Source organism: Actinopolyspora lacussalsi subsp. righensis (assembly GCF_900116555.1).
In the GTDB taxonomy this organism is placed as follows: Bacteria; Actinomycetota; Actinomycetes; order Mycobacteriales; family Pseudonocardiaceae; genus Actinopolyspora; species Actinopolyspora lacussalsi.
Genome location: NZ_FPAT01000012.1, coordinates 159,928 through 171,168 on the forward strand (window position 1 = coordinate 159,928; position 11,241 = coordinate 171,168).

14 protein-coding genes are annotated in these 11,241 nt (G+C 66.9%); 10 read left to right on the forward strand and 4 right to left on the reverse strand.

The annotated features are described in order from the left end of the window. Positions 1 to 48 precede the first annotated feature (48 nt). The gene (locus BM394_RS19130) at positions 49 to 516 is read right to left on the reverse strand and encodes a nucleoside deaminase (protein ID WP_175530174.1); all 468 of its coding nucleotides are present in this window, start codon (positions 514 to 516) and stop codon (positions 49 to 51) included. 88 nt (positions 517 to 604) lie between these two features. Continuing rightward, complete coding sequence (locus BM394_RS19135) at positions 605 to 1,087, reverse strand: tRNA adenosine deaminase-associated protein (RefSeq protein ID WP_092925421.1); 483 nt, start codon at positions 1,085 to 1,087, stop codon at positions 605 to 607. A gap of 141 nt (positions 1,088 to 1,228) precedes the next feature. Between BM394_RS19135 and BM394_RS19140 the strand changes: the two genes are divergently transcribed. The 4 genes from BM394_RS19140 (at position 1,229) to BM394_RS19155 (ending at position 6,228) form a co-directional block, all read left to right on the forward strand. Next, the gene (locus BM394_RS19140; protein ID WP_092980418.1) at positions 1,229 to 2,239 is read left to right on the forward strand and encodes a prephenate dehydrogenase; all 1,011 of its coding nucleotides are present in this window, start codon (positions 1,229 to 1,231) and stop codon (positions 2,237 to 2,239) included. Positions 2,240 to 2,328: 89 nt separating this feature from the next. Then, positions 2,329 to 3,540 (forward strand): thiolase family protein, encoded by a 1,212-nt coding sequence (locus BM394_RS19145; protein ID WP_092980420.1) that lies wholly within the window; start codon positions 2,329 to 2,331, stop codon positions 3,538 to 3,540. A gap of 224 nt (positions 3,541 to 3,764) precedes the next feature. Beyond that, on the forward strand, positions 3,765 to 4,067 hold the full coding sequence (locus BM394_RS19150) for a hypothetical protein (protein WP_092980422.1): 303 nt from the start codon (positions 3,765 to 3,767) through the stop codon (positions 4,065 to 4,067). A 571-nt stretch (positions 4,068 to 4,638) separates the two neighbouring features. Then, on the forward strand, positions 4,639 to 6,228 hold the full coding sequence (locus tag BM394_RS19155; RefSeq protein ID WP_092980424.1) for a GMC oxidoreductase: 1,590 nt from the start codon (positions 4,639 to 4,641) through the stop codon (positions 6,226 to 6,228). A gap of 136 nt (positions 6,229 to 6,364) precedes the next feature. Here the strand turns inward: BM394_RS19155 and BM394_RS19160 are convergent, their stop codons facing one another. Continuing rightward, a complete protein-coding gene (locus tag BM394_RS19160) occupies positions 6,365 to 6,649 on the reverse strand; it encodes a DUF1540 domain-containing protein (protein WP_092980508.1) in 285 nt (94 codons plus the stop codon). A gap of 205 nt (positions 6,650 to 6,854) precedes the next feature. Continuing rightward, positions 6,855 to 8,054 (reverse strand): helix-turn-helix domain-containing protein, encoded by a 1,200-nt coding sequence (locus BM394_RS19165; RefSeq protein ID WP_092980426.1) that lies wholly within the window; start codon positions 8,052 to 8,054, stop codon positions 6,855 to 6,857. A gap of 76 nt (positions 8,055 to 8,130) precedes the next feature. Here BM394_RS19165 and BM394_RS19170 point away from each other — a divergent pair, with 76 nt between their 5' ends. From BM394_RS19170 to BM394_RS23080, 6 genes are all read left to right on the forward strand, one after another. Continuing rightward, positions 8,131 to 8,337 (forward strand): hypothetical protein, encoded by a 207-nt coding sequence (locus tag BM394_RS19170; RefSeq protein ID WP_092980428.1) that lies wholly within the window; start codon positions 8,131 to 8,133, stop codon positions 8,335 to 8,337. Then, positions 8,334 to 8,561 carry a hypothetical protein gene (locus BM394_RS22540; protein WP_139235268.1) on the forward strand — a complete coding sequence of 76 codons (228 nt, stop codon included), beginning with the start codon at positions 8,334 to 8,336 and terminating at the stop codon, positions 8,559 to 8,561. Before BM394_RS19170 ends, BM394_RS22540 begins: the two co-directional genes overlap by 4 nt. A 729-nt stretch (positions 8,562 to 9,290) precedes the next feature. After that, entirely contained in the window at positions 9,291 to 10,505 is a 1,215-nt protein-coding gene (locus BM394_RS19175) for a helix-turn-helix domain-containing protein (protein ID WP_217643593.1), read from the forward strand. An 84-nt stretch (positions 10,506 to 10,589) separates the two neighbouring features. Beyond that, positions 10,590 to 10,778, forward strand: a complete 189-nt coding sequence (locus BM394_RS19180; RefSeq protein WP_092978398.1) for a hypothetical protein — start codon at positions 10,590 to 10,592, stop codon at positions 10,776 to 10,778. Beyond that, positions 10,775 to 11,002, forward strand: a complete 228-nt coding sequence (locus tag BM394_RS22545; protein ID WP_139235219.1) for a hypothetical protein — start codon at positions 10,775 to 10,777, stop codon at positions 11,000 to 11,002. Before BM394_RS19180 ends, BM394_RS22545 begins: the two co-directional genes overlap by 4 nt. Beyond that, a partial coding sequence (locus BM394_RS23080; protein WP_217643594.1) for a hypothetical protein occupies positions 10,999 to 11,241 on the forward strand: 243 nt, incomplete at its 3' end. The genes BM394_RS22545 and BM394_RS23080, both read left to right, overlap by 4 nt.

An 11,241-nucleotide genomic window follows, 5' to 3' on the forward strand; every position in this document is an offset into this window, starting at 1 on the left:
CCGCTGCATACCCGGCAACTCCACCGAATCACGCGATAGTGACTCAAGTCACATTCGATGCTCGCCGAAGAACTCCGCCAGCAACGCGGCACACTCGCGATCGAGCACACCGCCGACGACCTCGGGCCGATGGTTGAGCCTGCCGTCCCGGACGACGTCCCACAGCGAACCGACCGCCCCGGTGCGGGGCTCCCAGCTGCCGAAGACCAGCCTGGAGATCCGGGACAACACCAGTGCACCGGCGCACATCGTGCACGGCTCGACGGTCACGGCCAGGGTGCATCCCCCCAGCCGCCAACCGTCGCCGTGGGCGGCCGCGGCCGCACGCAACACCAGCATCTCGGCATGGGCCGTGGGGTCGGACAACTCCTCACGGCGGTTGTGCGCCCGCGCCAGTATCCGACCGTCCGGGCCGGCCACCACCGCTCCGATCGGCACGTCCCCCGCCGCCGTGGCGTCCGATGCCACGGCGAGCGCGGAACGGACCAGTTCCCGATCCCCGGAAGCCTCGATCATGCCGGCCCGTCCGGTCGCCGTCGCTTTCCGACACCGCGTTCGGCACCGGGCACCACGACCGTTCCGAGCCCCACGGCCACTCCGGCCACTACAACCGCTCCAGCACCGCGGTGAACTGCTCACCGAAGCCGCAGCGCTGCGCGATCATCTCGAGCTGCTCGTCCGGGTACAGGTCGACCTCTTCGGTGATCAGCAGCAGTTCCTCCTCCGGCAGTCCCAGGTCGGAGAGCAACGCGAGGTTGCCCTCCGGCCAGATCTCCTCGTCCTCCTCATCGGGTGGCTCCGTACGCAGCAGGTCCAGCACGTCGGCGGCTACGTCGTAGTCCAGCGCGGCCGCCGCGTCGGACAGCGCCAGCTCCACACCGCCGGGCACCGGACGCACCAGCACGAAGAACTCGTCATCCACGTTGCACATGCCGATCGCGGCTCCGCTGGAGCGCAGTTCGCGTAATGCGGTGATGATCGCGTCGAGTCCGGTCAGCACCGAACCGTCCAACATGTCGCATCGCCATCGGCCGTCCTCACGAACGGCGGCAACCGCGAACCCCGCGACCGGCTCCTGGAGCGTCATGAGGCCACGGTAAAGCGTGCGAACGCCACCCGAAAGCACGATTGCGAACAGCTCACCGACCGAGTCAATGATTCGCGTTCGGCGTGTTCACGCCGTCACCACTCCGGCACGAGTTGTTGAGGGTAGGGCAGGATGATCCCCATGCGAGCCGTGTGTGTGATCGGGCTGGGACTGATCGGCGGATCCGTGCTCCGGGCAGCGGTGCGTTCGGGCAGACCGGCGTGGGGAGCGACCACTTCGGCGGAGGACGCCGCCGCCGCTCGCGCGGCGGGTTACGAGGTGCTGTCGAGTACCGAGCGGGCGTTGGAGCGCGCCCGGGAGCGGGACGCGCTGGTAGTGCTCGCGACACCGCTGCCCGCTGTCGGCACGGTACTGCGGGAGGTGAACCGACACGCGCCCACGACCTTGCTGACCGACGTGGTCAGCGTGCAGGAACCGATGCACGACTCGGTGCGGGAATCCGCTCCGGCGGCACGTTACGCGGGCGGGCACCCGATGGCGGGAACCGACCGCTCCGGCTGGGAAGCGGGCAGCGCGGAACTGTTCGACGGGGCCCTCTGGGCGGTCACGATCGGCGGCGACACCGGCCTCGACGCCTGGCGGGAAGCGGCACTGCTGGCACTGGACTGCGGCGCGCGAGTGGTGCCCGCCTCCCCCGCCGAGCACGACGCCGCGGTGGCGCGGGTATCGCATCTGCCCCACCTGCTGGCGGCCGTGCTCGCCTCCGTGGGCGGTGACGGTGGACCACTGGCCGAATCCCTGGCGGCGGGTTCGTTCCGGGACGGGACGCGAGTGATCGCCACCGACCCGGATCTGGTGCGGGCCATGACGGAGGGCAACCGCGCGGCCTTGCTGGACGCGTTGGACGACACCCTGGGGCGACTCGGAGCCGCGCGGGGAGCACTGGCCTCCACGGGGTCACTGAACGCCACGCTGCGCTCCGGCCACCAGGCACGTGCCGGGTTCTATCCCGCCGAGCCGGCCGAACCGGTGCGGACGACCGTGCGACTCGACGCCGGGCACGCCTTGCGCAGGCTGCGCGAGCTCGGGGAGAGCGGGGCCCGCGTGGTTTCGCTGGCCGAGGACACGGCGGTGGCCGAACATCGCCCGGTGCCCGCCACGAACGACGAGGCAGCCCCCTCGGGAGAGTGAACGAGCGCCCCCGGCGGTGGCCGCGGATATTCGCCGAACTCACCCGAAAGAACTAAAGTGCTCACCCCCGATTGCGGCATCATGGCCCTATGGCCCGTGCGATGCTGCTCGACGCCACCCGAACTCCGTTCGGCAGGTACCGGGGCGAGCTCTCCGGGATCCGGGTGGACGACCTCGCCGCCATGCCGTTGGCCGAGCTGGTGCACCGACACGCCGACCGGGACGAGCGTCCGCTGGATCCCGGAAACATCGACGAGGTGATCTACGGCAACACCAACGGCGCGGGCGAGGAGAACCGCGACGTGGCACGCATGGCCGTGCTGCTGGCCGGCCTGCCGGAGAACGTGCCCGGCGTGACCGTCAACCGATTGTGCGGCTCGGGGTGCGAGGCATTCGTGCAGGCGGGGCGCGCGGTGCGTACCGGGGACGCCGAGCTGGTCGTCGCGGGCGGTGTGGAGGGCATGAGCCGGGCACCGTTCGTCGTCCCCCGCCCGGAACGGGCGCTGCCCGACCGGTTGGAGGCCGTCTCGACGGCGGCCGGTTGGCGGCTGATCAATCCGCGCATGGATCCCGAGTGGACGGCTCCGCTGGGGCTGATCGCCGAACGCATCGCCACGGAACTGGGCGTGGGCCGAAGCGAGATGGACGAGTACACGCTGCGTTCGCACCGCCGCGCGGCGGCGGCCTGGGACGCCGGGATGCACGACGGCTTCGTCTTCCCGGTGCGCGGCGTGGGCGGCATCCCGATGCGCAGCGACGAACCGCTGAGCTCGGAGACCGGCGCGGCCAAGCTCGCCGGGTTTCCCCCCGCCTTCTCTACCGAGGGGACCGTGACGGTGGGCAACTCCGCCCCGCTCGGCGACGGATCGGTGGCGGCGCTCATCGGCTCCCAGCGACAGGCCGAGCGGTTGGCCGTCACGCCCCTCGGTGAGCTGGTAGGCACGACGACGGTGGCCTGCGCGCCCCAGCGGTTCGTCCTCGCGACCGTGACGGCGATACGCGAGTTGCTGGACAAGTTGGAACTGCGAGCCGAGGAAGTCGACCTGTGGGAGATCAACGAAGCGTTCGCCGCGCTGGTGCTCGCGGTGCTGCGGCAACTTCCGGAAGCTCCACACGATCGAGTGAACGTGCACGGTGGCGCACTGGCCTACGGGCATCCGCTCGGCGCGTCCATGTCGCGGGTGGTCGTCGACCTTTGTCGCCACCTGAACCATCGCGGCGGTGGATTCGGAATCGCGGCCACGGGGGTGGGTGTCGGACAGGCGACCGCTGTCGCCGTGCGAGCGCGACCGGAAACGTGAACAACCATCGACCCGCCGATTTTCGCGGATTTTCCGAAACTTGATTCACAAGAAAACCGATAACACTCAATACGGTGAATGCCGCGCGTGTCGTCCGGCACCGGGAAATCAACTGGGGTAAAAACGAGTTGTCGGCGAACCAATGGGGTCGACCCCAACGGGATCGAAACCAATGAGCTCAACCGGCGAACAATTCCCATAATCCGAAAGGAAAGGGCGCGAGCATGCGTTCGTTCACGCGGGCAGTAGTTGTCGGTGCCATGGCCCTGCCGCTGGCCATCGGCGGTGCGGGTGTCGCTTCGGCCGACGACATGAAGCCGGAGCACAACCACAACCACAGCCACAAGGACGAGCACAAGGAGAAGGAGAAGGACAAGAGCAAGAAGAAGGACAAGGCCGACACGTGCTTGTACAAGTCCTGCAAGATCGACGTTGACCAGAAGAAGAAGCTCTGGCTCTGGGGCTGGAACTGGAAGAAGCAGGACATCGAGGTCGAGAAGAGCAACATCAACGTCGGCATCCAGTGAGCTGACCGGTATTCGTTGTCGGGCTCCGTTCCCGGGGGCCCGACACACGAAATCCGACCCGAAAGATCATTCCGAAATTTCACCGAATTCATGAGATCGCGCTGGTTTCGTCTTACGGATTCGACCCCGAAGAACAAGCGGCCGAGCAATTCTCCCCGGAGATCATCCGACGGAAACGAGCCGGTTGATCGCCTCCGGCGCACCGGTGCGAGCATCACGAAACGCCCGGAACGTTCCGGGCTTCGTTCTCACCGAGGCTGCGTGACGCGTCTACGGTGCGTCCAGTAGGAACGGACCTTGCGCAACACCAGCACCGCGATCACGAGCGAAACCAACTCTCCCCCACGCCGAGACTGTTCCCACCAGGCCGCGCCGGAACGAAGGACGCGACCGACGACAGGACGGTACAGCCACCGTTTCGCACCGCATCCGTCGGGTGTGGACCGAACGGCACGACGAAACGACGCGCCGGGACGAACTTCACGCTTCCCTCACACGATCGAATGAGTACTACTCCACGAGTTCGAACGAATTCATATGATCACCATTCGGATTCGTGAGAGGAGAGGTCATGCGTGGTTCGTTGGGGCGCCGGGAACTGCTCAAGGGCACGGCGGCCACCGCCGCGCTGGGGATGACCGCGGGCGTGGCGGGCTCGGCCACCGCCGCGCCGGTGGAGGAGCACCGCCGGGCTGTGGTGATCGGCTCCGGTTTCGGCGGCTCGATCACCGCCTCGCGACTGGCCCGTGCCGGGGTGCCGGTGCTGGTGCTGGAACGCGGCATCCGGTGGCCCACCGGGCCGAACGCGGAAACGTTCCCGCACATGTTCAGCCCCGACCGCCGCGCCTCCTGGTTGACTCCGGGGCCGGTGCTGACCGGATCACCACCGAGCGTTTGGCGGCCCTACACCGGGGTGCTGGAACGAGTGCGCGGTGTCGGCATGGACATCCTGTGCGGTTCCGGGGTGGGCGGTGGCTCACTGGTGTATCACGGGATGACGATCCAGCCGAGCGCCGAGCACTTCACGCGCTCGATGCCCGCGGGGCTGGACTACGAACGGTTCGACCGGGACTACTACCGCCGGGTCGAGTCGGTGCTGCGGCCCGACGGCATTCCCGACGACCTGCTGCACGCCCCGGAGTACCGGGCGGTCAAGCAATTCCACGACCACGTCGCGCGGGCGGGCATGGCGCCCTACCGGGTTCCACTGCCGATCGACTGGGACTTCGCCCGCCGCGAGCTGCGCGGGGAGATGAAACCCTCCTACACCACCGGAGACGTGCTCTACGGCGTCAACAACGGTGGCAAGCGAACCGTGGATGTCACCTATCTCGCCGAGGCGGAAGCGACCGGGCGCGTGGAGGTGGCCACGCTGCACCTGGTTCGCGACATCGCGCGCGACTCCTCCGGGCGCTGGGTGGTGCGGGTCGATCACATCACCACCGACGGCACGGTGCGGGAACGCAAGCGGATCGTCACCGACGCGCTGTTCCTCGGTGCCGGATCGGCGGGTACGACACGACTGCTCGTGAAGGCGAGGGAGAAGGAGCTGATCCCGGACCTGCCCGAGGCGGTCGGCTCGAACTGGGGCAACAACGGGGACCGGATCTTCTCCTGGACCCCGCTGGGTGACAGTCCCGGTGCCCTGCAAGGCGGCCCGGCCTGCATGGGCGTGCGGGACTGGGACAACCCGGACGGTCCGGTCACCGTCGTGCACGGGCCGGTGCCGTTCCCGGTGGACCTGGGCACCACCAGCGTCATCGGTTTCGGGATCGTGCGGCCGCGCGGCGAGTTCCGCTACGACCCGTATCGCGACGACGCCGTGCTGCACTGGAGCCGGTCGTACGACGCGGAGCTCACCGGTCGGATCCGCGAGCGGATCCGAAGCATCGTCGGCGGGAGCCTGGCGGATTACCTGACGAACATCACGCTGGACACCAGCGCCTTCGACACCACCACGTTCCACCCGCTCGGGGGCGCCACCATCGGTGAGGTGTGCGACACCCACGGCCGGGTGCTCGGGCAGCGCGGGCTCTACGTCACCGACGGTGCGCTCATCCCCGGCTCCACGGGTGCCTGCAACCCGTCCATGACCATCGCGGCACTCGCGGAACGCAACATGGACGAGATCGTGGCCCGGGAGGTGGGCAAGGTCTTCTGAGCCGCTCCCGGCTCGCCGAACCACCGTCCCGGCCCTCGCGCCCGCCCGTCGGAGCACCGCGGTCCCGGCGATTTCTCGGGAAATCGCCGCCCCGCCGGGTCCGCCCCCCCGACACCCCGTCGATTTCGCGAGAAATCTACGCGGGTGCGTAGGTCAGGCAGTCGACGATGTTCTCCTGGTAGCCGACCGTGATGCCGGGGGCCTGGCATTCGAGGTTGACGTTGTGCCCGCAGTCGGACATCTTGCAGGCCCCGACGTGGCCGACCGCCCCGGGATCGCCCGCGGGGGAAGTGGCGGTGGTGAAGGTGTCGCACCGTGGGTTGGCCGGCTCTCCCACGGTGATCGCGAGGGCGTGGCAGGCTTGGTGCTGGTTGTAAGCGCAGTCCGTGGCGTCGCACTCGTTCACGACGGGCATTTCCATGATGTCCACCTCCGTCTCGGAGAGCTTTCCGGACTGCACGGTCCCACCGGAGCGACCGCTCTACCAGTCGAAATGCCGAGCGCTTCACCCGATGGTGGCGCAGCGATGCGGTTGTTCGGAGGCGCGCGACCGCACTTCCCGTGCGAGTGCCGAAACGCTGAACTCAGCCAATCCTGAAGCTTCGCGGCACGAGGCGCACCCGCTGTCAGAGTCGTATTCCGACCCAGCGGGCGAATCCAGCGAGGGTGTCGGTGGCACGTCGGTCGGTTTCGGCGAGTGTCCGGACGGTTTCTCGCACGGTCGGGTGACGCCGGGTGTGGTGCGGTGAGATGTGTCGAGCCGCGTTGAGTTCCACCATGACTTTCTCGCGGTCGCCGTGCAACAACCACGCACGGGCCATGTCGATGTGGTGGTGTCCCACCCGTTCGGGGCGGTTCCGGTCGACGATGTGGACCTGTTCAGCCCTGGTCAACGCTCCGGTTCCGTCGTAGTTCTCGACGGGAATCGCACACCAGTGGACGTCGATGTTCAGGGCGCTGGAATCGGTGTTGTAGTACGGCGATACGGGCGGATCGTAGCGCTGCCGCGCTGCCCGAGCCTCGGAGATGTGGGTATCGGCTCGTTCGGTGTCACCAGCCCGGGCTGCCAGCACAGCCGCTCGCAGGTGCAGTTGAATGGCCACCGACTCCCGCTGGGGAACCCGACTCTCGCGCACGGATTCGTGTCCTCGCTCGATCACCCGTAGCCCGCGAGCGAACTGACCGTGCCGCAGAAAATGGGTGGACCGGTGATAGGCCGACAGGGCGACACGCAACGGATCACCCGTCCGAGGGGCGAGCGCGACGTGGCGCTCCGAAGCCATCGCGCCGATACCGGGTTGGTGGAAACGCCCCCCGAGGGTCGCGACCAGCCGATAGGCGTCGTGCAACATGCTCCGGGCATGTTCTCCGGCGGAGGTATCCGCCGGGTCGAAGGCAGTGCGGGCGTAGAGCTGGTTCAGCAGTTCGGGCATACGACGGCACAACTCGTGGTAGCGGAACGAATGCCGCAGCTTCTCGGCCGCATTCAACTGCCGCTGAAGTTCGGGTGCGCTGTGAAGCGGATTCACGAGTTCGGGGTCGTCGTAGGCGTGCAGCGCGGCTCGGAGTTCTTCGACACCGGCCCGTTCGACGTGCTGTTCGGTGATCTGTTCCTCGGGATCGGTTCCGTAGAGCACGGAGGCATCGACCCCGAGAGCACGCGCACAGCACGACACCAGCGACGGACTCGCCGGAGTGCGCCCCTGCTCCACCTTCTTGATCAGGCTGGTCGACACGAAAGCACGAGCGGCGAGCTGATGCTGGCTCCACCCGGCCAGCTTGCGGAAGCGGGCGATCCGTTCCGCCGCTCCGTTGTCCGCACTCATGACCGTATTGTCCCGCAATTGTCCCTCCACGTCTGCAAATACTCATAGTTTTGATTCGACTACCGGAGGTGACGCCATGCGGGAACCCGTGTTGGTTCGGTGCAACACCGTCGAGCACGACGGCACCGAATCACTACAGCTGTCGGTCGAGGGTGGTCGGCTGACGAGCATCACTCCCACTGTCTACAACCGCACCCGGTGGAGTGCCGAGCAGGCGCGCACCCTGCGGGACACGGTGACCAGGTTGCTGTGCCAATTGCCGGGCGGGGGTGGTGTCCGGTGAGTCAGCCCCATACGCAGCTGGCCGTACTGCTACGCCGCTGCCAATGGATGCTCGACGAAGCCGCCCACCGACTCGGCGGCAACCAACTCCCTGCCACCGATCGACGGACACTGGCCGACGCACTGGACGAACTCGCCGCCGCGCTGCGCGAGTACCGCGACGAACCCGCCGAGGCAGGTGCCGACGAGGACGGGCCACACACGGCCGGGGACGGCCCTGCGTGATGCCCACCGGACGCGTTGACTCCACCACCGGCCAATGCCTTAATCAGACACCGGAGATCCGCCCCACGAACGACGACAGCTCCCCGCCTCGGTGCGACGATGGCGCATTGTGGGCGCCGGTGGCGCCTACTAAGATCCACGCCACCAGTACTTAAGGTCACAATCGAATAACGCGACCGCGGAACCGCAGGGCAAAAAGGGTAGGCCCCGCACACGCGGGGATAGACCGGAACAGCAGTCCGACGTCAGCGTGGTCATGAAGTAGGCCCCGCACACGCGGGGATAGACCCAGCGTCCAGGCATAGGCCACCGTCGGATCGGCGTAGGCCCCGCACACGCGGGGATAGACCTATGGCGCATCTCGGCGTGTATGCGGATGAAGGGTAGGCCCCGCACACGCGGGGATAGACCGGAACAGCAGTCCGACGTCAGCGTGGTCATGAAGTAGGCCCCGCACACGCGGGGATAGACCGTATATGTCCCTCGTGCTGTGTCGCTGGATCGTGTAGGACCCGCGCACGCGGGGTTTTTCATCGATCTGTTGCGGCCTGCGGCTCGCTCGCCACGAACGGCCGCCAGGGCAGGTCGTTGGCGAGTAGCTCCCGAAGTCTCGTCACCTGATCGCGTTCCCGCTATCCTCGGTGCGTACCTCTTCGCGGAGGTTTTTCCCCCGGTCGACGGTCCGGGGGTCCACGAAGAGGTCGGTTTCCACGAAAAGGGTGGTTCAGCGTGGGTGCTGATGTGGGCTACCGGATCAAGGGGGCTCGTCAACGAGCCGGCATGTCAAGGCCGGTACTAGCTGGTCTCGTGGGGCGCTCGGCCGAGTGGTTGAAAGCGGTCGAAACCGGACGGTTGCAGGTTCCCAGGCTGCCGATGCTGGTCAAGCTCGCGCGGGCGCTGGGTGTCTCTGATCTGGCGGAATTGACCGGAAACGGTGAAGCGATCCCGGTGCATACTTTCGCCGGTGGGGTTGAGCACCCCTCCTTGAGTGGGGTACAAGTCGCACTAACCGAGTACCGGATCGGTGGACAACACAGGCAGACCAGTGTGACGCATCTGGCTGAGCGGCTGCGGGCAGCTTGGCAGCTTCGGCATTCCTCTTCGGATCACCGTAGTCAGGTGGGCGCGCTACTCCCGGCCCTCATTCGTGACGCGCAAAGCGCTGTACGCACGTACTCAGGAGAGCAGTCGCGAGAGGCTCGCCGCGTGCTGGCCGGAGTGTATCGGCTGGCACAGTTCTACACCGCATACCAACCTGCTCCGGAGTTGGTGTGGTTGGTAGCTGACCGCTCGATGAGCGAAGCACAAAACGCAGATGATCCCTACGCGATCGCATCGGGTGCTTGGGGCCTGGTACAGACACTTCGCGAATCCGGCCGTTGGGACGAAGCGTTGCAGGTGGCCGAGGACGGGCGTGGACAACTCGTGCCGCACTTGTCCAAAGAAAGCACCTCGGACTGGCACGGCTTGTACGGCGCATTGTTCGCTGAATCCGCACTTACCTACGCACGAGCAGGCAAACATGGACACGCCTGGCGAGAGTGGGAACGTGCACACAGCATCGCCCGGAAGCTCGGTCCTGAGTATCGACACACGCAGTCTTCGTTCAGTCTACCCGTCATGAGCGCGCACGCTGTCAGCATCGCGGTGGACCTGCAGCGCCCCGGCGAAGCACTCCAAGCGAATACGATCGCTCCGGAAACGATCACTTCAGTACCGCGTCGTTCACGTCATCTGATCGAAGTCGCCCGAGCACATCATAAACGCGGTGATCGTGCCGCCACACTGGCGATGTTGCGGCATGCCGAACGAACAGCACCCGAAACAGCCGCCTATAACGGATTCGCCCGCGAAATCGCGGGAAGACTGGCAGACGCTCCACCCGATGACCAACGAAGTGAAGCACGCGCTCTCGCTGACCGATTGGGACTACTCACCCAATAGGTGACCGGTACGGTTTGTACCCTTCGTCGCACCGCGATTTCCGATGCTTTACGCATGGTAAATGGATCAACGGAATCCGTGTTGGTGCGGTGTAACACTGTCGAGCACGACGGCACCGAATCGCTGCGATTGTCGGTCGAGGGTGGTCGGCTGACGATCATCACTCCCACTGTCTACAACCGCACTCGGTGGAGTGCGGAGCAGGCCCGCACCCTGCGGGACACCCTCACGAAGCTGTTGGGCCGGCTGCCGGGCGGGGGTGGTTCCCGGTGAGCCGGCCCCATACGCAGCTGGCCGTATTGCTGCGCCGCTGTCAGTGGATGTTGGACGAGGCGGCCTACAAGCTCGGTGGTAAGCGGCTTCCGGCCGCTGATCGGCACGACCTGGCCGACGCGCTGGACGAACTCTCGGCCGCGCTGCGCGAGTACCGCGACGCTCCCACCGAGGCGGAGACGGACGAGGACGGGCCGCCCACGATCGTGGACCCCGACTCGTGACCGCCCGGAAGAACCGGCCCTACCTCGGCCGACACGGGTTCCGCCCCTGCCGACTACCGGGACACGTGCCCGTGTTGTCCGGCGATCTCGCGGTACCGGGGCCGCACTCGGTGCGGACCCCTGGCGGTTACCGCCATGACGGAGGTACCTGCTCGGTGAGCAACGACGGAGCGACACCCCGCGGGTGGTTCCGCGACCAGACCACTCTTGCTCGCATTCTCGCCGGTCTCCGCGCCCTG

What these genes read in the sequence shown, in the direction of transcription:
- BM394_RS19130 (WP_175530174.1), bottom strand. Translation starts at nt 516, where the DNA reads ATGATCGAGGCTTCCGGGGATCGGGAACTGGTCCGTTCCGCGCTCGCC.
- BM394_RS19135 (WP_092925421.1), bottom strand. Translation starts at nt 1,087, where the DNA reads ATGACGCTCCAGGAGCCGGTCGCGGGGTTCGCGGTTGCCGCCGTTCGT.
- BM394_RS19140 (WP_092980418.1), top strand. Translation starts at nt 1,229, where the DNA reads ATGCGAGCCGTGTGTGTGATCGGGCTGGGACTGATCGGCGGATCCGTG.
- BM394_RS19145 (WP_092980420.1), top strand. Translation starts at nt 2,329, where the DNA reads ATGGCCCGTGCGATGCTGCTCGACGCCACCCGAACTCCGTTCGGCAGG.
- BM394_RS19150 (WP_092980422.1), top strand. Translation starts at nt 3,765, where the DNA reads ATGCGTTCGTTCACGCGGGCAGTAGTTGTCGGTGCCATGGCCCTGCCG.
- BM394_RS19155 (WP_092980424.1), top strand. Translation starts at nt 4,639, where the DNA reads ATGCGTGGTTCGTTGGGGCGCCGGGAACTGCTCAAGGGCACGGCGGCC.
- BM394_RS19160 (WP_092980508.1), bottom strand. Translation starts at nt 6,649, where the DNA reads ATGGAAATGCCCGTCGTGAACGAGTGCGACGCCACGGACTGCGCTTAC.
- BM394_RS19165 (WP_092980426.1), bottom strand. Translation starts at nt 8,054, where the DNA reads ATGAGTGCGGACAACGGAGCGGCGGAACGGATCGCCCGCTTCCGCAAG.
- BM394_RS19170 (WP_092980428.1), top strand. Translation starts at nt 8,131, where the DNA reads ATGCGGGAACCCGTGTTGGTTCGGTGCAACACCGTCGAGCACGACGGC.